Origin of the sequence: Streptomyces sp. SID13666 (assembly GCF_010548325.1) — a bacterium.
Lineage (GTDB): Bacteria > Actinomycetota > Actinomycetes > Streptomycetales > Streptomycetaceae > Actinacidiphila > Actinacidiphila fildesensis.
The window spans coordinates 1-20,205 of record NZ_JAAGLX010000018.1; the positions used below are offsets into that span (position 1 = coordinate 1).

At 70.3% G+C, this 20,205-nt stretch carries 21 protein-coding genes and 1 rRNA gene; 17 read left to right on the forward strand and 5 right to left on the reverse strand.

The window, feature by feature from the left end; all coding sequences use genetic code 11:
* The first annotated feature begins 7 nt into the window (after nt 1-7).
* The 9 genes from rrf (at nt 8) to G3I60_RS22700 (ending at nt 7,273) form a co-directional block, all read left to right on the forward strand.
* Nucleotides 8-124, forward strand: a 5S ribosomal RNA gene (rrf, locus tag G3I60_RS22660).
* A gap of 80 nt (nt 125-204) precedes the next feature.
* Nucleotides 205-849: an HAD family phosphatase gene (locus G3I60_RS22665; protein ID WP_164297501.1), complete on the forward strand. Its 645-nt coding sequence runs from the start codon at nt 205-207 to the stop codon at nt 847-849.
* A gap of 55 nt (nt 850-904) precedes the next feature.
* A complete protein-coding gene (locus G3I60_RS22670) occupies nt 905-2,104 on the forward strand; it encodes an MFS transporter (protein ID WP_187144971.1) in 1,200 nt (399 codons plus the stop codon).
* Nucleotides 2,073-3,248 (forward strand): acetoin utilization protein AcuC, encoded by a 1,176-nt coding sequence (locus G3I60_RS22675; protein ID WP_138355121.1) that lies wholly within the window; start codon nt 2,073-2,075, stop codon nt 3,246-3,248. Before G3I60_RS22670 ends, G3I60_RS22675 begins: the two co-directional genes overlap by 32 nt.
* Nucleotides 3,249-3,372: 124 nt before the next feature.
* On the forward strand, nt 3,373-4,188 hold the full coding sequence (locus G3I60_RS22680) for a phosphatase (RefSeq protein ID WP_164297552.1): 816 nt from the start codon (nt 3,373-3,375) through the stop codon (nt 4,186-4,188).
* A 128-nt stretch (nt 4,189-4,316) separates the two neighbouring features.
* Nucleotides 4,317-4,529 carry a helix-turn-helix domain-containing protein gene (locus G3I60_RS22685; protein WP_164297503.1) on the forward strand — a complete coding sequence of 71 codons (213 nt, stop codon included), beginning with the start codon at nt 4,317-4,319 and terminating at the stop codon, nt 4,527-4,529.
* A 115-nt stretch (nt 4,530-4,644) separates the two neighbouring features.
* Nucleotides 4,645-4,743 carry an AURKAIP1/COX24 domain-containing protein gene (locus tag G3I60_RS22690; RefSeq protein ID WP_003948845.1) on the forward strand — a complete coding sequence of 33 codons (99 nt, stop codon included), beginning with the start codon at nt 4,645-4,647 and terminating at the stop codon, nt 4,741-4,743.
* A gap of 233 nt (nt 4,744-4,976) precedes the next feature.
* A complete protein-coding gene (locus G3I60_RS22695; RefSeq protein WP_164297505.1) occupies nt 4,977-6,020 on the forward strand; it encodes an NAD-dependent epimerase/dehydratase family protein in 1,044 nt (347 codons plus the stop codon).
* A gap of 26 nt (nt 6,021-6,046) precedes the next feature.
* Nucleotides 6,047-7,273 carry a lysophospholipid acyltransferase family protein gene (locus G3I60_RS22700; protein ID WP_164297506.1) on the forward strand — a complete coding sequence of 409 codons (1,227 nt, stop codon included), beginning with the start codon at nt 6,047-6,049 and terminating at the stop codon, nt 7,271-7,273.
* Nucleotides 7,274-7,348: 75 nt separating this feature from the next.
* Here the strand turns inward: G3I60_RS22700 and G3I60_RS22705 are convergent, their stop codons facing one another.
* The 3 genes from G3I60_RS22705 to G3I60_RS22715 form a co-directional block, all read right to left on the reverse strand.
* Nucleotides 7,349-8,581, reverse strand: coding sequence for a DUF5667 domain-containing protein (locus G3I60_RS22705; RefSeq protein ID WP_138355124.1), 1,233 nt, complete (start codon nt 8,579-8,581; stop codon nt 7,349-7,351).
* A 232-nt stretch (nt 8,582-8,813) separates the two neighbouring features.
* Complete coding sequence (locus G3I60_RS22710) at nt 8,814-9,608, reverse strand: ECF subfamily RNA polymerase sigma factor, BldN family (RefSeq protein WP_138355125.1); 795 nt, start codon at nt 9,606-9,608, stop codon at nt 8,814-8,816.
* Nucleotides 9,609-9,984: 376 nt separating this feature from the next.
* Nucleotides 9,985-10,905: an HAD family phosphatase gene (locus G3I60_RS22715; RefSeq protein WP_164297509.1), complete on the reverse strand. Its 921-nt coding sequence runs from the start codon at nt 10,903-10,905 to the stop codon at nt 9,985-9,987.
* A 128-nt stretch (nt 10,906-11,033) separates the two neighbouring features.
* Between G3I60_RS22715 and G3I60_RS22720 the strand changes: the two genes are divergently transcribed.
* From G3I60_RS22720 to hemB, 7 genes are all read left to right on the forward strand, one after another.
* On the forward strand, nt 11,034-11,312 hold the full coding sequence (locus tag G3I60_RS22720; protein ID WP_138355127.1) for a glutaredoxin family protein: 279 nt from the start codon (nt 11,034-11,036) through the stop codon (nt 11,310-11,312).
* Nucleotides 11,313-11,461: 149 nt separating this feature from the next.
* Entirely contained in the window at nt 11,462-12,196 is a 735-nt protein-coding gene (locus tag G3I60_RS22725) for a 3'-5' exonuclease (protein ID WP_164297511.1), read from the forward strand.
* Nucleotides 12,197-12,328: 132 nt separating this feature from the next.
* Nucleotides 12,329-13,039: a redox-sensing transcriptional repressor Rex gene (locus G3I60_RS22730; RefSeq protein ID WP_138355129.1), complete on the forward strand. Its 711-nt coding sequence runs from the start codon at nt 12,329-12,331 to the stop codon at nt 13,037-13,039.
* A complete protein-coding gene (locus tag G3I60_RS22735; RefSeq protein ID WP_138355130.1) occupies nt 13,036-14,361 on the forward strand; it encodes a glutamyl-tRNA reductase in 1,326 nt (441 codons plus the stop codon). Before G3I60_RS22730 ends, G3I60_RS22735 begins: the two co-directional genes overlap by 4 nt.
* On the forward strand, nt 14,358-15,347 hold the full coding sequence (gene hemC, locus G3I60_RS22740) for a hydroxymethylbilane synthase (protein WP_138355131.1): 990 nt from the start codon (nt 14,358-14,360) through the stop codon (nt 15,345-15,347). Before G3I60_RS22735 ends, hemC begins: the two co-directional genes overlap by 4 nt.
* The gene (locus G3I60_RS22745) at nt 15,344-16,960 is read left to right on the forward strand and encodes a uroporphyrinogen-III synthase (RefSeq protein ID WP_138355132.1); all 1,617 of its coding nucleotides are present in this window, start codon (nt 15,344-15,346) and stop codon (nt 16,958-16,960) included. Before hemC ends, G3I60_RS22745 begins: the two co-directional genes overlap by 4 nt.
* Before the next feature lie 281 nt (nt 16,961-17,241).
* The gene (hemB, locus tag G3I60_RS22750; protein WP_138355133.1) at nt 17,242-18,231 is read left to right on the forward strand and encodes a porphobilinogen synthase; all 990 of its coding nucleotides are present in this window, start codon (nt 17,242-17,244) and stop codon (nt 18,229-18,231) included.
* On the opposite strand, the gene G3I60_RS22755 is transcribed toward hemB, so the two are convergent.
* Together G3I60_RS22755 and G3I60_RS22760 are read right to left on the reverse strand one after the other, a co-directional pair.
* Entirely contained in the window at nt 18,228-18,509 is a 282-nt protein-coding gene (locus G3I60_RS22755; protein WP_164297513.1) for a DUF397 domain-containing protein, read from the reverse strand. The genes hemB and G3I60_RS22755 overlap by 4 nt on opposite strands.
* Nucleotides 18,506-19,330, reverse strand: coding sequence for a helix-turn-helix transcriptional regulator (locus G3I60_RS22760; protein ID WP_203673576.1), 825 nt, complete (start codon nt 19,328-19,330; stop codon nt 18,506-18,508). Before G3I60_RS22760 ends, G3I60_RS22755 begins: the two co-directional genes overlap by 4 nt.
* A 175-nt stretch (nt 19,331-19,505) precedes the next feature.
* On the opposite strand from G3I60_RS22760, the gene G3I60_RS46855 reads away from it, so the two are divergent.
* On the forward strand, nt 19,506-20,159 hold the full coding sequence (locus G3I60_RS46855; protein WP_343241801.1) for an ATP-binding protein: 654 nt from the start codon (nt 19,506-19,508) through the stop codon (nt 20,157-20,159).
* Nucleotides 20,160-20,205: the final 46 nt, after the last annotated feature.

The window sequence follows — 20,205 nt, forward strand, 5'->3', positions numbered from 1 at the left end:
ATAGTGTTTCGGTGGTCATAGCGTTAGGGAAACGCCCGGTTACATTCCGAACCCGGAAGCTAAGCCTTTCAGCGCCGATGGTACTGCAGGGGGGACCCTGTGGGAGAGTAGGACGCCGCCGAACAATTTTTGAGAAGAAGCCCCCAGGCTATTGCCTGGGGGCTTCTTTGCGTTGTCGATACCGGCGTTCCCTACAGTGGTGCCATGCGCTACGACCTGATCATCTTCGACAACGACGGCGTCCTCGTGGACAGTGAGCCGATCTCCAACCGGATCCTCGCCGGCTATCTCACGGACCTCGGCCACCCCACGTCGTACGAGGAGTCGATCCGCGACTACATGGGCTCCGCGATGCACCGGGTCCACGAGCTGGTGTTGGAGCAGTCCGGGCAGAAGTTGCCGGCGGACTTCAACGACGTCTTCCACGCTCGGGTGTTCGAGGCGTTCCGGCGGGACCTCCAGCCCGTGCCCGGGGTCGGGGACGTCCTGGGGAAGCTGGCGGCGGAGGGGGTGCCGTACTGTCTCGCCTCGTCGGGGAGCCATGAGCGGATCCGGGTGGCGCTGCACAAGACCGCGCTCTTCGAGCACTTCGGTGAGGAGCGCATCTTCAGCTCGCAGGACGTCGGGCGCGGGAAGCCGGCGCCCGACCTCTTCCTGCACGCGGCACAGGTGATGGGAATCGCTCCCGGGCGGTGCGCGGTCGTCGAGGACAGCCCGCTGGGAGTGCAGGCGGCCGTGGCGGCCGGGATGGACGTGTACGGGTTCACCGCGATGACTCCCGCGGCCAAGCTCGGGGACGCCAATGCCCTGTTCAGCGAGATGCCCGAGCTCCTGGATCTGATCGTCTAACTTGTGACCCGCAACACCTACTCATCCGTAGCTTCGGGATCTACGCTGCTCGCTCATGGACGCATCTCTGCGGCATGGCCGGGCCTCGCTGGCGGTCAGCTTCTTCAGCCAGGGCGTGGTTTTCGCTCTGCTCGTGACCCGTATCCCGGCGATCCAGGATCGCTACGGCATCAGTGACGGGCTGCTGCCGGTCTTCCTCGCCGCGGTGCCGATCCTGGCCGGGGCGGGCAGCGTTGCGACCGAGCACCTGGTGAAGCGGGTGCGGCCCAGTGTCGTACTGCGGTGGGTCCAGCCGTTGGTCGCGCTGGTCCTGGTCGCGGCGGGTTCCGGGAACGCCATGTGGCAGATAGCCGTGGCGCTGGGCCTGTTCGGCATCTGTGTCGGCGGGCTCGACGCCTCCATGAACATGCTGGGTGTGAGCCTGCAGCGCACCTACGGCCGGAGCATCATGCTCGGCTTCCACGCCGCCTACAGCCTCGGCGGCATCACCGGCGCCTCGCTGGCGTGGGCCGGGGCGCACTGGCATCTGTCGCTCGCGGTGCTCTACGCGCCGGTCGCCGTCGTGCTGATCCCGCTCGTTCTCATCGGGAGCCGCTGGTACGTGGACCAGCGGCCGGAACCGGTGGCCGAGGGCGCGGCGGCTCCCGTGGCGACACCCGTGGTGATGCGGCTGCTGCTGCCGCTCTGCCTGGTGATGGCCTTCGCGTACATCGGGGACTCGACGGTCTCCAACTGGAGCGCGAAGTACCTGCAGGACACGCTCGGGAGCTCGGAGCAGCTGTCCACCGTTCCGTACAACATCTACATGGTGACGACGCTGCTCGGCCGGGCGGCCGGGGACCTCGGGGTGCGGCGCTTCGGCGGGGCCGCCGTGGTGCGGGCCGGTACGGTGCTCGCCGCGGTCGGGTTCGGGGTGGTCGCGGCGGCGCCGGGCCCGTGGGCCGGGATGCTCGGGTTCACGCTGCTGGGGTTCGGGCTGTGCGTCATCGTGCCGACGACGTTCGCGGCGGCGGGACGGCTGTTCCCCGGCGCCTCGGACACGGCCATCGCGCGGCTGAACATCTTCAACTACGTCGGTTTCCTGATCGGCGCCCCGCTCGTGGGTGCGATCGGTGACGCGTGGAGCTACCGGGGCGCGATGCTGATCCCCATGGTGCTGGTGCTGGCGACCCTGCTCTATGCCAAGTCGTTCGACACCGGCGAGGCCCGATACCGTGTCGGCCATGAGCGGCCGCGCACAGCTGATGTGGGATGAGCAGGTAACAGGTTACGACTTCGGCCCCGGGCATCCGATGGACCCGGTGCGGCTGTCGCTCACGATGCGGCTGGTCGAGGCTTTCGGGCTGGACCAGGCGCTCAAGGTGACCTCCGCGCCGGCCGCCGGGGACTCCACGCTGGGGTTGGTGCACCGCGCCGACTACGTGGCCGCGGTGCGGCGGGTCTCCGCCGATCCGCACTCGGTGGAGCTGGACTACGGCCTCGGTACCGAGGACAACCCGGCCTTCGCGGGCATGCACCGGGCCTCCGCGCTGATCGCCGGGCAGTCCGTCGGGGCGGCCGAGGCGGTGTGGAGCGGTGACGTTGCTCACGCGGTGAACTTCGCCGGCGGCCTGCATCATGCGATGCCGGGCTCCGCCGCGGGCTTCTGCGTCTACAACGACGCGGCGCTGGCGGTGGCGCGGCTGCTGGAGCTCGGTGCGGAGCGCGTGGTCTACGTGGATGTCGATGTGCACCACGGGGACGGGGTGCAGGCCGTCTTCTGGGACGATCCGCGCGTTCTGACGATCTCGCTGCACGAGCACCCGCGGACGCTGTTCCCGCAGACCGGCTGGCCGGAGGAGACCGGTGGCGCCGGCGCGGAGGGCGGGGCGGTGAACATCGCGCTACCGGCCGGGACGGGCGACGCGGGGTGGCTGCGGGCGTTCCACGCCGTCGTACCGGAGCTGATCGCGGCCTTCCGGCCGCAGGTCGTCGTCTCGCAGCATGGCGCGGACACCCATTTCGAGGACCCGCTGGCGCATCTCGCGGTGAGTCTGGACGCGCAGCGCGCGGTCGCCGAGGCGTGTCACGAGCTGGCGCACGAGCACGCGGAGGGCCGGTGGGTGGCGCTCGGCGGGGGCGGCTACGCGGTGACGGACGTCGTACCGCGCTCCTGGACGCATCTGGTGGCGATCGCCGCGGGCACGCCGATCGATCCCGCCGCCGAGACGCCGGAGGCGTGGCGGCACGAGGTGTACCGGGCGGCGCGGGCCGTGGCGCCCGCGCGGATGACGGACGGCCGTCACCCGGTCGTCTGGCGGAGTTTCGAGGAGGCGGGGTACGACCCGGCGGACCGCCTCGACCAGGCGGTTCTGGCGACCCGGCGCGCGGTGTTCCCGCTGCACGGCCTGCTGGCCTGAGCCGGCCGAACGGGCGGGCAGGAGAAGCGAGCGGGATGGGTGGTATTGAGCACCAATCACCCGCAAGGGGTGCGTTTTCCGGTTTCGGGTGGATGACGGCGGCATGGACGGCAGTATCGAAGGCGTGCTGAGTGTCGGCGCGCTGCGCGCGCATCTGCTGGCGGCCCGGCTGGCCGGTCCCGTGGCGACGCCCCGGGAGAAAAGTCTGCTCAGTTATCGGATGTTCGCGGCACGCGATCCGCGCCAGACGCTCGGCCTCGACCCCGAAGGGGCGTGGGGTACCGCGGAGTTGTTGCGGCTGATGGCCGAAAGATGCGGGGTTTCCCCGGATCCCGGACACACTTCGGGGCAGGATGTGATCGACCCCGACTGCACGGTGGCGGCACTCGACGCTTTTGCGGAACGATTGGCGCGGGCGGCTGTTGACCGGGTTCCGGTGCTGATCGGAACAGGTCATCCGCACCGACTCCTGGGCTTCTACGCCGGATTGGCTGCCGCGTTGTCGGCGGCGGGATGTCCTGTCCTCACCTCCGCGCATGGTCGACGTATCGACATTCCGACCCGATTCGGACTACGCCAGCACAACCTTTGGTACGTAGGCGGAGTCGCGATGGTCCGCACCGTGGACGCGCTCCCCACCTCGGGTGAGCCCGGGGCGCACACGCACTCCCCCCTCCCGGTTCGTACCGCACTGGCCGCCGCGGCCGGCCGTGGGGGGCAGCTGCCGGGACTGGTGGTCGGTGATCACGGGTGGGTCTGCGGGGCTGGTCAGCTGGGCATCGAGGCGATCGGGCTGGCGGACGCCGATGATCCGGCGGTCTTCGTGGCCGAGGCGGAGGGTCGGGTTTCCGTCGCCGTTCCGCTTGATGACGCTGTGCGGTCCGATTACTACCGGCCGCTTACACGCTATGTACTCAATCGAGCGTGTCTGTCACAGTAGTCAACCGATCGCAACTCCTCTTCCCCACTTGCATCACCCGCACCTAATCTGGGGAGGAGCGCACGTGCCTGCTGGAGTCACCGGAGGGGAAGCCGGTGGCCGTCATGTGCGGAAGGTTCAGGTGTGTCATGGCTGCTAGCGACAGGCCTCTCAACGAGGTCGTTTTCCTGACTGTGGCGGAGGTCGCCTCAGTGATGCGTGTGTCCAAGATGACCGTGTACCGACTGGTACACAGCGGCCATCTGCCGGCGATCCGGGTGGGCAGGTCCTTCCGGGTGCCAGAACAAGCCGTCCACGACTATCTGCGTGAGTCCTACGTGGGGGTGGGGGAATCTGCTTGACGGCCTTCTCGGTCGCCTCGGTTCTACCCGCCCCCTCGGGGCGGGTAGGCTTGGCCGACGTAGGTCGTGTGGGCTCGGACGCCCCGCACCGAGTGAAAACGAAGCGAGGGTAGTCGTGGGCTCTGTCATCAAGAAGCGGCGCAAGCGTATGGCCAAGAAGAAGCACCGCAAGCTGCTGAAGCGTACGCGTGTGCAGCGTCGCAACAAGAAGTAAGCGAGCCACTCGCTGCACTTCCTGCCCTCCCACCACCGTGCTCCGCACGGCGGTGGGAGGGCAGCTGCGTTTCCGGGGTACCTCGGCTACCCGGGGGTAGCCGAAGGGGCGGGGCGCCCGCCGTACGGGGGTCGTTCCGGTGCGGCCGCCGTGGCCAACGGCCCGGAGGCCGTCATCACAGCGCAACATCGAACCGATACGGTGCGTACATCCCTGACGGAAGGCGCTGAATCGTGGGCAAGGTGGTGCTCGTCACCGGAGTCGCGCGAAAGCTCGGCAGCCGGTTCGTCCGCCGGATCCAGCATGATCCGGAGGTCGACCGGGTGATCGGCGTGGACGCCGAGGTGCCCGAGCACCAGCTGGGCAACGCGGAATTCGTCAGGGCGGACATCCGGCACCCGATGATCGCCAAGGTGCTGGCCCAGCACGCCGTCGACACCGTCGTCCATATGGACGTCAGCGGCACCCCGCTGGGCTCCGGCGGCCGGGCGCAGGTCAAGGAGACCAACGTCATCGGCACGATGCAGCTGCTGGGGGCGTGCCAGAAGGCCCCGACGGTGCGCCGCCTCGTGGTGAAGTCGACGACCAGCGTCTACGGCTCCGCGCCCCGCGACCCGGCGGTGTTCACCGAGACCATGCCGCCGAAGTCACTGCCCAGCGGTGGCTTCGCCAAGGACGCGGTCGAGGTCGAGGGCTATGTGCGCGGCTTCGCGCGCCGCCGGCCGGACGTGGCGGTGGCCGTCCTGCGGTTCGCCAACATCCTCGGCCCGCAGGCCGACTCCCCGCTCGCGGAGTACTTCTCGCTGCCGGCGCTGCCGACCGTGTTCGGCTACGACCCGCGGCTGCAGTTCGTGCACGAGGACGATGTGACCGACGTACTGGTCCTCGCCTCCCTCGACGCCCGCCGCGGGACGCTCAACAGCGGCACGTTCAACATCGCGGGCGACGGCGTCCTGCTGCTGTCGCAGACCGCCAGGCGGCTCGGCCGCCCCACCGTCCCGGTGCTGCTGCCCGCCGTCACCTGGGTCGGACAGATGCTGCGCACGGCGGGGGTCACCGACTTCTCGCCGGAACAGATCCGGCTGCTGACGCACGGCAGAGTGGTGGACACCACACAGATGCGTGAGACGCTCGGTTTTGCGCCGCGCTACACGACGGCCGAGACCTTCTGCGACTTCGCCCGCAGCCGTGGCCCCGGCCTGCTGCCGCCCGACCGGCTCGCCCGCACGGTCGACGCGATCGCCGCCGCACTTCCCGCGGGCGCCAACCGGACGTGAGAGCACCGACGAGGAGGAGCCGCAGCATGGCGGACGCCAAGGTCATCCCGTTCGACGAGGACACCCGTGCCCGTCGGGGGCCGGGTCGGCCGCGCGGACGGGCGGGGTCCCGCAAGAAGAACGAAGGGGCCGCGTCGGCGACACCGCTGTCCGCCGTCCCGGCGGAGTTCCCGAACGAACCGGCCGGCGCACCGGAGCCGCGGGCTCCGCGCGACGACGCCGACCCCGCGGGCGCTCCCGCGACCGCCCCTGAGGGCGTGCAGCAGGGCCAGGACGGCCCCGCGGGCGACCCGGGGGCAACGGGAGGCACCGGAGTCACCGACGGCGGTGGCGCGCCGCGCACGGCGCCCGCCTCGGGAGTCGCCGAGGCCCTGGCCGACGCGCTCGGCGGTGCGGCCGAGCGGCTGATGGGCGCCCGCTGGGACCGGAAGGTCGCGCACGGGCTGTCGTTCCTGCGGCGCCGGATCACCGGCGACTACGAGGTCGACGAGTTCGGTTACGACGAGCAGCTCACCGACCAGGTGCTCATGTCGGTGCTCAGGCCGTTCTTCGACCAGTACTTCCGGGTCGAGGTCAAGGGCATCGAGAACATCCCGGCCGAGGGCGGGGCCCTGGTGGTCGCGAACCACTCCGGGACGTTGCCGCTGGACGGGCTGATGGCGCAGGTCGCCGTCCACGACCACCACCCGGCCGGCCGGCATCTGCGGCTGCTCGCCGCCGACCTGGTCTTCGTGCTGCCCGTGGTGAACGAGCTGGCCCGCAAGGCGGGCCACACGCTGGCCTGCACCGAAGACGCGCAGCTGCTGCTGGAGCGCGGTGAGGTCGTCGGGGTGATGCCGGAGGGCTTCAAGGGTCTCGGCAAGCCCTTCGCCGACCGCTACAAGCTGCAGCGCTTCGGGCGCGGCGGCTTCGTCGCGACGGCGCTGAAGACCGGGGCGCCGATCATTCCGTGCTCGATCGTGGGCGCGGAGGAGATCTACCCCATGGTCGGCAACTCCAAGACGCTGGCACGGCTGCTGGGCGTGCCGTACTTCCCGGTCACACCGACGTTCCCCTGGCTGGGGCCGCTGGGCCTGGTGCCGCTGCCGACGAAGTGGACGATCCAGTTCGGCGAGCCGATCAGGACCGACCACTACCCGCCGGAGGCGGCGGAGGACCCGATGCTGGTCTTCAACCTGACGGACCAGGTCCGGGAGACCATCCAGCACACGCTGTACAAGCTGCTGGTGCAGCGGCGGTCCGTGTTCTTCTGAGTTCTTGCGGGACGTCAAAGGGGTGGGTCCTGGCCGATGGCCAGGACCCACCCCTTTCACCTGCACGACCGCCGGTTACTCCTTGGCGTCCTCCGCCCCGAGGCCGAGGCCCGGGAGCAGGCCGGGGAGCAGCGGGGGCAGGTTGACGGACGGCGGCGTGGAGGCCGCCGGGTCGGACGGGTTCTCGCCGCCGGTGCCCGGTGACGGGGGCAGCAGTCCGTCCGTACCGCCGAGCAGATGGTCCTTGCCGGCGCCGGCGCTCGGGCTGTCGGTGGTGCCCGGTGTGCCGCTGTGGCCTTCCGCGGTGGCGGGGGCGTGCGGCGCCGGCGTCGCTGTGCCGCTGTGACCGGTACCGACCGAGCCGGGTTTGCCGGCCTGACGGTGCGCGGGGCCTTCGCTGCCCTGGGGTTTCGGGAGCTTGCCGGCCAGCGGCGCGACATCGTGCTCTATGGCGTCGAAGACCGACGTGACCTGGCTGCTCACATCACCGAGCTGGCTGGGCAGCCGGTCGCGCAGCTGGCTCCAGCCTTCGCGGTGCGAGGCGTTGAACTCGTTCAGCAGCTCCATCGGCTGCAGCGAGCCGTCGCGCTGGTACGCCTCGGTGAGCAGCCGGTGGCCTTCCGCGGCCTCCTGGTGCATACCGGAGAGCGCCCGGCGGACCTCGCCGACCGATTCGCTGTCGAGCTCGCCGGAGCGACCCCGCTCCATGAGGCGCCGGGCCTCCTGCATGCGGGTCGCGGCCATGTCCAGATAGACGCTTCCCCGGGAGGCGTCGTTGTTGGCCATGTCCAGCTTGAGATCCTCCATGCCCCGTTTGAGGCCGTAGAGGGTGTCCCCTGGCAGTGCGTTCGTACTGGCCGCCGCGACGCCGCCGAGGGCCCCGGCCGCGACGCCCACGGAGAGCCCGCCGGCGGCGAGCCGGCGGGACCAGCGGGATCGTGGCCTGAGCTTCCCGAGCCCGGTGGCGCGGTGCGCGCCGCCGGTGCGTTGCTCGGGGACCTTGGGGGAGACCTCAAGGCTGCCGTCGGCAAGCGCGGTCTCCATCGCGGCGATCAGTTGGGCACGTTGCACCGTCTTCGCCTCGGCGCTCAGCACCGGCGGCTGCCGGTTGCCGATGGCGCCGACCAGTGCCAGCAGCCGCCCCTGATCGGGGTCGGCGTGCCGGTCCGTGGCATGGGCGCCGTGTTCGCCGGTGGGCTCCTGGGGTGCGCTGTCGGAGTTCCGGGGGTCTTTCCCCGGAAAACCGGCAGTCTCAAGGGCCTGGGCGAAGGCGTTCGCCCGACGGTGTGCCGTTGCTTGTCCGATCATGGGCGGCACCTCCTCTCGTCATCCACACTCGACTCCCGAAGCCGCCCGGAAGGTTGCATTCCTTGTTTCTGTCCACCCAATCGAGTGACTGGAAGCGGCCAGAGCGCGGCAGAGAGGTGTCTGCATGTGGTGCAACGAGCGCCGCGCCAGTTGGGTTACGCGGTCATGATGATCGGACCGGAGCGGCCGGAAAAAAGGCCGGAGAGGGTGGGGAAAAAGGGACAACTCAGTCTCACCGGGCGTCTTCGGGGAGAAGCCTGGCCAGGGTTCGCACGGCTCGGTACTGAAGGGTCTTGATCGCCCCTTCGTTCTTGCCCATGATGCGTGCGGTCTCGGCGACCGACAGGCCCTGCAGGAAGCGCAGCGTCACGCACTCCTGCTGCTGGGGGTTGAGCTTCCTGACGGCGACGAGAAGCGCCTCGTTGGACAGCGACTCCAGCACCGAGTCCTCGGGGCTGCGCTCGACCTCGTTGGCGTCGAGCATCTCGCCGGTGGTGACCTCGAGCCGGAAGCGGCTGGACTTGAAGTGGTCGGCGACCAGGTTGCGGGCGATGGTGACGAGCCACGCGCCGAAGTCGCGGCCCTGCCAGGTGAAGGTGCCGATCCGGCGCAGGGCGCGCAGGAACGTCTCACTGGTCAGGTCCTCGGCGGTCGCCTTGCCGCCGACGCGGTAGTAGATGTAGCGGTAGACGGTGTCGGAGTAGTGGTCGTAGAGCCGGCCGAAGGCCTCGGTCTCGCCGGCCTGGGCCCGCTCGACGAGGTCCATCATCCGGCCGCTGTCACTGTCCGCGGCGGGACGTCGAGCGGTGGGGCCTCCGGCAGCGTTGCTGCCCGAGCCGCTCTGCGGGTTGTTCCGGGTGCGTCTGCCTGCGGCGGTGCTGACTTCGGCCAGTGCGTACGCGGGGCCGGCGGGAAAGGGCGTGGCGAGGGCGGGCTCGGCGAACGCGGGGACGACACGCAGGCAGTCGTTCACCAATGCGCGCAGCGTTGCCAGGCCGGAGGTGTCAACCCCGTCGTGTGGGTACACGGGACTCCCAGAGGCAGAACTTCCATCACGTGCAGTACGGGACCGTGCACCCGCCGTGGTCGACGTGTGGGTTCCGATTGCGTCTGAGGAGAATAACGCTTCGTACAGGCGGCGCTACACCGTGTTGCCTAAATCGCCGGTTACGTCGGTTCCTTGGTGCATTGGTGATCGATCAATTATCGAACAATGAACCGAAGTTGACCGCATCTGTTCGTGAATTGCTCGCGGGGAGTGCGTGTTGTGGCTGTGTGGCAGTGCTGCGACTGCGGTGGGTCCAGAGGGGGGTACGACGGGCCGTCGGCGTGCCGGATCTAGGGCGTGTTGCGGAAAGTGGCGCCGTTCGCCCGTGGGCCAGGCGGGACTTTCGCAACACGCCTTAGCGGCGGCGTCGGTGGATCGCGACCGCGGCGACCGCGCCGCCCGCGACGGCGCCGACCCCGGCCGCGGCCGGGATGCCGATCTTCGCGGCCTTGCGGCCGGTGCGGTAGTCGCGCAGCCGCCAGCCGTGGGCGCGGGCGTGCTTGCGCAGCCGGGTGTCGGGGTTGATCGCGTACGGGTGTCCGACCAGCGACAGCATCGGGATGTCGTTCGCCGAGTCGCTGTACGCGGCGCAGCGGGACAGCTGCAGTCCCTCGGCGCCGGCGAGCGCCCGGACCGCCTCGGCCTTGGACGGGCCGTGCAGCGGTTCTCCGACCAGCCGGCCGGTGTAGACACCGCCGACGGATTCGGCGACGGTGCCCAGCGCGCCGGTCAGGCCGAGCCGGCGGGCGATGATCGTCGCGGTCTCCACGGGCGCGGCCGTGACCAGCCAGACCCGCTGGCCCGCGTCGAGGTGGGCCTGGGCGAGTGCCCGGGTGCCCGGCCAGATCTTCTCGGCCATGTACTCGTCGTAGATCTCCTCGCCGATCGCCATGAGCTCCTCGACGCGGTGCCCCTTGACGATCGACAGCGCGCTGTCCCGCGCGTCCTGCATGTGCTCGGGGTCCTCGGACCCGGCGAGCCGGAACCAGGCCTGCTGCCAGGCGAAGCGGGCGAGCTCGCGCTTGTGGAAGAACTTCCGCTTGTACAGGCCGCGGCCGAAGTGGAAGATCGCGGCGCCCTGCATCACGGTGTTGTCGAGGTCGAAGAAGGCGGCGGCGTGCGGATCCCCCACGACGGGGAACTCGGGCGCGGCGGATTCCTTCTCCGGCTCCTTCTCCGGCGCCGCGAGTGCGGCCTCGGCCGCGGCCTCGCCTGCCAGCACGCTGCGCGCGGTGGCGGAGCGCCTACGGGGGGTGAGCCATTGCAGAGCGGCCATGCGGCGAGCATAGCCATTTTGTTCGGCCGGTCCTTGCCGCGTAAGGAGCGAAGGCGTGAACTCCTCGCGACGTACGTGTTACCCGCCGGCCGGCTGCGCCGGTGGCGGTCGGGGGCACAATGTCTCGAATGAGTCCTCTCCTGCGCCGTAGCGCCCGCAAGGATCCCGCCGACCGCACCGTGACGCTGATCGGCAAGCCCGGCTGCCATCTGTGCGACGACGCCCGTGCCGTGATCGAGAAGGTCGCGGGGGAGCTCGGTTCCCGGGTCGAGGAACGGGACATCACGCAGGACGAGGAGCTGTACCGCAAGTACTGGGAGCAGATTCCGGTGGTGCTGGTCGACGGCGAGCAGCACGACTTCTGGCGGGTCGACGAGCAGCGGCTGCGTACCGCGCTCACCGGCTGAGGCCGGGTCGACACGGATCCGGCTGCGTCGCAGGTGGGAGGCGTTCCTGGCCGACGGGTGATTTGAGCGCGTTACTCGTGGTGCGCGTATTCGATTACCATCGAGTTCGTTTTGTACACCCGGGGGCTAGGCGTGAGGAGTGTGGGCGCGTGCTCTCCGGACGGTTCCAGGGGTCTGGCGGCTATGCCGTCGTGGACCTGGAGGCCACCGGGTCCAGTTCACGACGGCACCGGGTGATCGAGGTGGCGGTCGTGCTGCTCGACCGGGAGTGTGTCCCGCAGGGAGAGTTCAGCACGTTGATCGATCCCGAGGGGCCGGTCGGCCCGACCCACATCCATGGCATCGAGGGGCCCGACCTCGGCGGTGCCCCGACGTTCGCGGGCATCGCGCCGAAACTGCTGGGGCTGCTGCGCGGCAGGGTGCTGGTGGGGCACAACGTGGGCTGTGACCGGGCATTCCTGGTCGCGGAGTACGCGCGGCTCGGGGTGACGCTGCCGGCCGTGCCGGAGTTGTGCACCATGCGGATGGCCATCTCCCGGGTGCCCGCTCCGCGCGGATTCTCGCTGGGGGCTTGCGTAGCGGACGCCGGACTGGGTGACTGGGCGGCGCACACGGCGCTGGGTGACGCGCGGGCCACCGCGCGGCTGTTCGCCCATTACGCGGCGGACGCACCGGACCGGGCCGGCGTGCCCGGAGCGGTGGAGGCGGCGGCGGGAGTGGAGTGGCCGGTGATCGCGCATATGCCGGAGGCCGACGCGCTCTGGCTGGGGCGGCGTTCCGTTGATCGTCCGGTGGTTCGGTCGGCGGAAATACCGAACGACCCGAAGGGGTGGAACGATTCGGCACAGCAAATGGTTCCTAATGTCCGGAATGGGAGTGCGTGATGCCGGTCACTTCCCCTGGACAAAGCGGACACTATCTTTGTGCACGCGTTCACAAAGACATAGCCTGGCAAGCACGGGGCGGCCCCGGGGACTGTGGTCCCTGGACGTCTACGCTCTATCCGCAGGAGCATCGTGGCAACTAGCCGTTCTCACCGACCGGCGACCCGCAGCCGAGGTATCCCCGAGGCCACCGTCGCCAGGCTTCCGCTGTACCTGCGGGCTCTCACCACGCTCTCCGAGCGTTCGGTGCCCACGGTGTCGTCGGAGGAACTCGCGACCGCCGCGGGCGTCAACTCCGCGAAGCTGCGCAAGGACTTCTCCTACCTGGGCTCCTACGGGACCCGCGGCGTCGGCTACGACGTCGAGTACCTCGTCTACCAGATCTCCCGTGAGCTGGGCCTCACCCAGGACTGGCCGGTAGTGATCGTCGGTATCGGTAACCTCGGCGCCGCGCTCGCCAACTACGGCGGCTTCGCCTCCCGCGGTTTCCGCGTCGCGGCCCTCATGGACGCCGACGCCGCCCTCGCCGGGAAGCTGGTGGCCGGACTCCCGGTCCGGCACATCGACGAGCTGGAAGCGATCGTCGAGGACAACCAGGTGTCGATCGGTGTCATCGCGACCCCGGCCGGCGCCGCGCAGGAGGTCTGCGACCGCCTCGTCACCGCGGGCGTCACCTCCATCCTGAACTTCGCGCCGACCGTGCTGCAGGTCCCCGAGGGCGTCGACGTCCGCAAGGTCGACCTCTCCATCGAGCTGCAGATCCTCGCGTTCCACGAGCAGCGCAAGGCCGGCGAGCAGGGCCAGGGCCCGGACGGGGACGTGCCCGCCGTGATGCCGGCATGAGTGTTCTCGTCGTCGGCCTGAGCCACCGCAGCGCCCCGGTCAGCTTGCTGGAGCGGGCCGCGCTCACGGATGAGGCCAAGGCCAAGCTGCTGCAGGACGCGCTGGCCGCCGAGCCCGCGACCGAAGCGGCGGTGCTCGCCACCTGCAACCGCATCGAGCTGTACGCGGACGTGGACAAGTTCCACGCGGGCGTCGCCGAGCTGTCGATGCTGCTGTCGCTGCACAGCGGCGTCGGCCTCGAAGAGCTCACTCCCTATCTTTATGTGCACTACGAGGACCGGGCGGTGCACCACCTGTTCTCGGTCGCCTGCGGCCTGGACTCCATGGTGGTCGGCGAGGGCCAGATCCTCGGCCAGATCAAGGACGCGCTCGCCCTCGGCCAGGAGCTGCACACCGCGGGACGGCTGCTCAACGACCTGTTCCAGCAGGCCCTGCGGGTCGGTAAGCGCGCCCACAGCGAGACCGGCATCGACCGGGCCGGGCAGTCCCTCGTCACCTTCGGCCTCGACCAACTGGCCGCCACCACCGGCCCGCTGGCCGGCAAGCGCGTGCTGGTGGTCGGCGCGGGCTCGATGTCCTCGCTCGCCGCCGCGACCCTGGCCCGCGCGGGCGTCACCGAACTCGTCATCGCCAACCGCACCGCCGACCGCGCGGAGCGGCTCGCGGCGCAGCTCGGCGGCCGGGCCGCCGACTTCGACGCCGTCGCCGGCGAACTGGCCTCGGCCGACCTCGTCGTGTCGTGTACCGGCGCGACCGGGCTGGTCCTGGACCATGCCACCGTCGCCGCCGCCGTCGCCACCCGCACCGCGACCGGCGCCGACGCCGCACCGCTTGCCCTGCTCGACCTGGCCATGCCGCGCGACGTCGACGCCGCCGTGCACGGCCTCGAAGGCGCTCACCTGGTCGACATAGAGTCGCTCGCGGAGGCCTCCGCGGACGCCCCGATGGCCGCCGACGTCGACGAGGTCCGCAAGATCGTCGCCGCCGAGGTCGGTGCCTTCGGCGCCGCCCAGCGCGCCGCCCGCATCACCCCCACCGTCGTCGCGCTGCGCGCGATGGCCGCCGACGTCGTCACCGGTGAACTCACCCGGCTCGACGGCCGGCTCCCCGACCTGGACGACAAGCTGCGCTCGGAGATCACCCAGACCGTGCGCCGCGTCGTCGACAAGCTCCTGCACGCGCCCACCGTGCGGGTCAAGCAGCTCGCGGGCGAACCCGGCGGCGCCGGGTACGCCGACGCGCTGCGTGAACTCTTCGACCTCGACCCGCAGGCGGTCGCCGCCGTCAGCAGGGCCGACGACCCGAATCGAGGGCGGCCATGAACGGCCCCACCGCATTGAAACTGGGCACCCGGCGCAGCAAGCTGGCCATGGCGCAGTCCGGCATGGTGGCGGAGCAGGTGCGCCAACTGACCGGCCGGCCGGTCGAACTCGTCGAGATCACCACGTTCGGGGATGTCTCCCGCGAGCAGCTCGCGCAGATCGGCGGCACCGGAGTCTTCGTCTCCGCGCTGCGGGACGCGCTGCTCGCCGGTGAGATCGACTTCGCCGTGCACTCGCTCAAGGACCTGCCGACGACTCCCGCCGAGGGCCTCACGCTCGCCGCGATCCCGGTCCGCGAGGACCCGCGCGACGCGCTCGTGGCCCGCGACGGGCTGACGTTCGAGGAGCTCGTGGCGGCCGCCGCCGCGCTGGGCCGGCCGGCCCGCGTCGGCACCGGATCGCCGCGCAGGATGGCACAGTTGAACGCCTGGGCCCGCAGCCTGGGCGGAGCGGTCGAGACGGTGCCGATCCGTGGCAACGTCGACACCCGCATCGGCTTCGTCACCTCCGGCGAACTCGACGCCGTCGTCCTGGCCGCCGCCGGGCTCAGCCGTCTCGGCCGCCTCGCCGAGGCGACCCAGCTGATCCCCGTCGAAGCCGTCCTGCCCGCCCCCGGACAGGGGGCGCTGGCCGTCGAATGTGCCGCCGGTAACGCGGCGGGACCGGCACTGGCCGCACAGCTCGCGGAGCTCGACGACCCGTTCACCCGGGCCGCCGTCACCGCGGAACGATCACTGCTCGCCGCCCTTGAGGCCGGCTGCTCCGCCCCTGTGGGCGCGCTCGCCGACCTGGTGGCCGACGGGCAGATTTCCGAGCTGCGCCTGCGGGGGGTCGTCGGCACGACCGACGGCACCCAGCTGGTGCAGATGTCCATCACTGGTGCAACCCCTGAGTCCGCGGATGACGCCGCGGTTCTCGGTCGCGAACTCGCGGCCGAGATGCTCGCCAAGGGCGCAGCCGGTCTTATGGGGGAGCGCGTACTTTGAGCCCCACCGCCGTCAATCACTCCGGCCTCGGCCACGTCACCTTCCTCGGTGCCGGGCCCGGTGATCCCGGGCTGTTGACCCTGCGCGCCGTCGAGGCGCTGGCTCATGCCGACATGCTGGTCGGCGAGCCGCACGTGCTGGAGGTCGTGCGTACGCACGCCCGAGCAGATGTGGGCACGGCTGAACCAGCGGTAGGCGAGGGCGCGTTGGACGCCTCCGCTGCCGCCACCCAGCTTGTCATGACGTCCGCACGCACCGGCAAGCGGGTCGTCCGTGCGGTAGCGGGTGATCCCGGCCTGGACAACTGCACGGCGAGCGAGATGCTCGCCTGCGCGGCGGCCGGCATCCCCTTCGAGGTCGTACCGGGCGTCTCCGCGGCGATGGGCGTACCCGCCTACGCCGGGGTCCCGCTCAGCGCCGACGTCCGTTTCGTCGACGCCGCCACCGCGTCCGACCGCTGCTGGAGCGAGGTCGGGGCGAGCGATGCCACGCTGGTCCTCACCACCACGCTGCAGACCGTGGTCGCCACCGCCGCCGAACTGATGGCGGCGGGCCGCAAGCCCGACACCCCGCTGTCGGTCACGGTCGCCGGTACGACGACCCGGCAGCGCACGTGGACCGCGACACTGGCCACGATCGCCTCCGAGCTCAAGGCCACCAAGGCCCTGCCGACCCCGGAGGGCCCGATCGCGGCGATAGCCGTGGTGGGCCAGCGCAGTCTCCAGCGCGCCCAGCTGTCCTGGTTCGAGACCAAGCCGCTGTTCGGCTGGCGCGTCCTGGTGCCGCGCACCAAGGAGCAGGCCGCCTCGCTGTCGGACCAGCTGCGCTCGTACGGCGCGGTCCCGCACGAGGTGCCGACGATCGCCGTCGAGCCGCCGCGCACCCCGCAGCAGATGGAGCGGGCCGTGAAGGGCCTGGTCACCGGACGCTACGAATGGATCGCCTTCACCTCCGTGAACGCGGTCAAGGCGGTGCGGGAGAAGTTCGAGGAGTACGGGCTCGATGCCCGCGCCTTCGCGGGGATCAAGGTCGCAGCGGTCGGCGAGCAGACCGCCCAGTCGCTGGTCGAGTTCGGCGTGAAGCCGGATCTCGTGCCGAGCGGTGAGCAGTCCGCGGCCGGACTGCTGGAGGACTGGCCGCCGTACGATCCGGTCTTCGACCCGATCGACCGGGTCTTCCTGCCGCGCGCCGACATCGCCACGGAGACGCTGGTGGCGGGTTTGGTGGAGCTCGGGTGGGAGGTTGACGACGTCACCGCCTACCGGACGGTGCGCGCCTCGCCTCCGCCTGCGGATACTCGGGAAGCGATCAAGGGCGGCGGGTTCGACGCGGTGCTCTTCACGTCGTCGTCGACGGTGCGGAATCTGGTGGGGATCGCCGGTAAGCCGCACAACGTGACCGTGATCGCCTGTATCGGGCCGGCCACGGCGAAGACCGCCGAGGAGCACGGGCTGCGGGTCGACGTGATGTCGCCGGAGCCGTCCGTGCATGCGTTGGCGCAGGCGCTGGCCGATTTCGGTACGGCGCGGCGGGTGGCGGCGGAGGACGCGGGCGATCCTGTGACGCGGCCCAGCGAGCGGCGGCCGGGGTCGCGGCGGCGGGCGCGCGTCTGACGCGTTTTTTTGGGACGAGGGGTACGGTGCGGTCCGCTCTGACAGGGCGGGGCCGCGCCGGGGTATCTCCTCGGACGACGAACGCTCGTGTCCGTTGCAAGGTGACGGCCCGATTCGTTCGTCGTCCTGCGGGGACACCCCGCCACGTCCCCTCCGGTCGGTGGGTGGGCCCCCTCTGTCCGCTCGGAACGCTCCGGCCGACGTGTAGTCGGGAAGAGCATGCTGTGGCCGGGCGTAGCGTTGAGTTCTGGAACGTCTCCGGTGTGGGAGGAAGCACGGACATGACTGGCTACGGTGATTTTCCCGGAGCGCGCCCCCGCAGGCTGCGCACCAGTCCGGCGATGCGGCGCCTGGTCGCCGAGACCCGGCTGAACCCCGCTGAGCTGATCCTGCCGATGTTCGTCCGTGAGGGCATCAGTGAGCCGGTGGCGGTCTCCTCCATGCCCGGCGTGTTCCAGCACACCCGCGACACGCTCCGTAAGGCGGCCCTGGAGGCGGCCGAGGCGGGCGTCGGCGGGATCATGCTGTTCGGTGTGCCGGCGGTGAAGGACGCGCTCGGCACGCAGGGCACCGAGCCGGACGGCATTCTCCAGGTCGCCATCCGTGACGTGGTGGGTGAGGTCGGGGACGCGGTGGTGGTGATGTCCGACCTGTGTCTGGACGAATTCACCGACCACGGCCATTGCGGGGTGCTCGACGCGCAGGGCCGGGTCGACAACGACGCGACGCTGGAGCGCTACGCCGAGATGGCGCAGGTGCAGGCGGACGCGGGCGTTCATGTGGTGGGGCCGTCCGGGATGATGGACGGTCAGGTCGGCATCGTGCGCGACGCGTTGGACGCGGTCGGGTTCGAGGACGTGTCCATCCTGGCGTACACGGCGAAGTACGCGTCGGCCTTCTACGGGCCCTTCCGCGAGGCCGTCGACTCGTCGCTGACCGGCGACCGCAAGACCTATCAGCAGGACCCGGCGAACTTCCGCGAGTCGCTGCGCGAGCTGGCGCTCGACCTGGCGGAGGGCGCCGACATGGTGATGGTCAAGCCCGCGCTGCCGTACCTGGACGTGCTGCGGAAGGTCGCCGACACGGTCGACGTACCCGTGGCGGCCTACCAGGTCAGCGGCGAGTTCGCGATGGTCGAGGCGGCGGCGGCGAACGGCTGGATCGACCGTGACCGCACCATCATGGAGACCCTGACGTGCGTGCGGCGGGCGGGCGCGAACATGATCCTGACGTACTGGGCGACTGAGGTCGCCCAGAAGCTTTCCCGCTAGCCCTGGGCTGAGTGGCTTGCCGCGAAGGCGGTGAAAGCCGCCCAGGCGGCGGGCGTGAACGTGAGCGCCGGTCCGTCCGGGTCCTTGGAGTCCCGGACGTGGACTGCGGCCGGGTGGGCGGCGACTTCTACGCAGTTGCCGCCCTCGTCGCTGCTGTGACTGGACTTGCGCCAGGCGTAGGCGATCTCGACGCAGTTGCCGCCTTCTTCACTGCTGTAGCTGGATGTGAACCACGTCAGGTTGTTGGTGGCGGAGGTGGTGGTCGGTGCGCCGTTCATGCGTCTCCTAGCAGCCGATCCAGCAGGCTCCTGGTGTCCTCAGGATTGAGAGCCTGGGTTCGCAGCATCGCATATTTCCGAGCGAGGATGCTGACCTCATCGGGGTTGGAGACCAGGTGACTGCCGCGCTGGGCCTCGGTGTAGGCGAGGTGGTCGTGGTCGGGTGTCTCCAACAGGACGAAAGGGCCGGAGAGTCCCGCATGGGTACGTCGGCCGAACGGCATCACCTGAAGTGAGACGCCGGGGAGTTCCGCCGTCGCACGGAGCCGCCGAAGCTGTTCCCGGAACACCTCGGCGTTGCCCAGCCGGTCCATCAGGACAGCCTGGGAGATGATGAAACTTGCGCTGGGCGCAGCCTTACGGTGCAGCACAGCCTGGCGCTCAATGCGGGAGGCGACCCGTCCTTCGATCTCATCCTCGGTGAGCGGGGGGACCATGCTGTGGAAGGTCGCACGAGCGTAGTCCTCGGTCTGGAGCAAACCAGGGACAACCTGGTTCTCGTATGACGAGAGGGTGATCGCCTCCCGCTCGTACGTGATGAACTCCGCCGCCCACACCGGGTACTTGTCCCGCTCCGGCAGGTGTTCCACCGCTACCGCGAGGGCGCCCTTGGTGTCGAGGGCGCGGTCCATGTCGGTGGCGAGGTCGGGTTGGAGGGCGCGTCTGCCCTGTTCGATGGAGGCGATGGTCTCCTCGTGGACGATGAGGCGCTCGGCCAGTTCTCGTTGGGTGAGTCCGGCGACCTTGCGGAACATGGCCACCTGGGCGCCCACGAGCCGCAGTGCGGACGCGTTCTTCTTCGGCTTCTGCCAGGGGTGCATGGTGACCAACTCCCCACCCGGGTCCGTACGTGACCGGCGACGCGCCCGTACGCGCGATCCGTACGGGTTGACGCTCTGGTCCACCGTAGTCACGGAGCGCAACCCTTGCCGCATGAACGACGACATCCGACCGACCGGTTCCCGTGCGTGTTTCTACCCACGTGAGAGGCGATCCGTGCCCGCTGCACGGGAGTTCGCCCGGCAGGCCCTGGTGGGGTGGGGACTCGGGGAGCTCGCGGACGCGGTGTTGCTCTGCGTGAGCGAACTGGCCACCAACGCACTCCTGCACGGCGTCCCCGCCGGACGCGGGTTCCTGCTCCACCTCGCCGTCACCGGTGACGGTCCGCTGCGCATCGAGGTCCACGACAGCGGGGATGGTCACCCGCACCTCGTTCCGGACTCCGGCGCGGGCTGCGAGTCGGGGCGCGGGCTGCTGCTGGTGCAGGCGCTCTCCGAGAAGTGGGGCGAGGCCCTGCGGGAGCCCGGCAAGATCGTCTGGTGCGAGTTCGCGTGCGGCGATACCCAGGCAGTAGAGGCGCAGTTCGCCGGGATCGACCGGGTGATCGCCGAGGCCGAGGCGGGGGCAGATGCGCTTCCGGCGCTGCCCGGGGTCTCGGACGATCAGTACACGGAGGCGGAGCGGGGTGAGGTACGGGAAGCCATGGAACTGATCTACGCGATCGAGCGGCACTCCGACCGCGCGGCACGATTGCGCGAGCTGGAAGCGCGGGCAGCGATCGTGGAAGATCTTGACGAGGCCCGCCGCGTGGCCGCCGAAGTAGGCGCGATCCTTGCCACTGCGGCGATCGAGGCCGGGCTTTCGCGGTAGCGAGTTCGGTGCCCCGCCCGCTGCCGTGGCGGGGCACCGTCGCGCG

What these genes read in the sequence shown, in the direction of transcription:
- G3I60_RS22685 (WP_164297503.1), top strand. Translation starts at nt 4,317, where the DNA reads ATGGCTGCTAGCGACAGGCCTCTCAACGAGGTCGTTTTCCTGACTGTG.
- G3I60_RS22665 (WP_164297501.1), top strand. Translation starts at nt 205, where the DNA reads ATGCGCTACGACCTGATCATCTTCGACAACGACGGCGTCCTCGTGGAC.
- G3I60_RS22735 (WP_138355130.1), top strand. Translation starts at nt 13,036, where the DNA reads ATGAGTGTTCTCGTCGTCGGCCTGAGCCACCGCAGCGCCCCGGTCAGC.
- G3I60_RS22720 (WP_138355127.1), top strand. Translation starts at nt 11,034, where the DNA reads ATGAGTCCTCTCCTGCGCCGTAGCGCCCGCAAGGATCCCGCCGACCGC.
- G3I60_RS22700 (WP_164297506.1), top strand. Translation starts at nt 6,047, where the DNA reads ATGGCGGACGCCAAGGTCATCCCGTTCGACGAGGACACCCGTGCCCGT.
- hemC (WP_138355131.1), top strand. Translation starts at nt 14,358, where the DNA reads ATGAACGGCCCCACCGCATTGAAACTGGGCACCCGGCGCAGCAAGCTG.
- G3I60_RS22675 (WP_138355121.1), top strand. Translation starts at nt 2,073, where the DNA reads ATGAGCGGCCGCGCACAGCTGATGTGGGATGAGCAGGTAACAGGTTAC.
- hemB (WP_138355133.1), top strand. Translation starts at nt 17,242, where the DNA reads ATGACTGGCTACGGTGATTTTCCCGGAGCGCGCCCCCGCAGGCTGCGC.
- G3I60_RS22705 (WP_138355124.1), bottom strand. Translation starts at nt 8,581, where the DNA reads ATGATCGGACAAGCAACGGCACACCGTCGGGCGAACGCCTTCGCCCAG.
- G3I60_RS22715 (WP_164297509.1), bottom strand. Translation starts at nt 10,905, where the DNA reads ATGGCCGCTCTGCAATGGCTCACCCCCCGTAGGCGCTCCGCCACCGCG.
- G3I60_RS22755 (WP_164297513.1), bottom strand. Translation starts at nt 18,509, where the DNA reads ATGAACGGCGCACCGACCACCACCTCCGCCACCAACAACCTGACGTGG.
- G3I60_RS22670 (WP_187144971.1), top strand. Translation starts at nt 905, where the DNA reads ATGGACGCATCTCTGCGGCATGGCCGGGCCTCGCTGGCGGTCAGCTTC.
- G3I60_RS22760 (WP_203673576.1), bottom strand. Translation starts at nt 19,330, where the DNA reads ATGCACCCCTGGCAGAAGCCGAAGAAGAACGCGTCCGCACTGCGGCTC.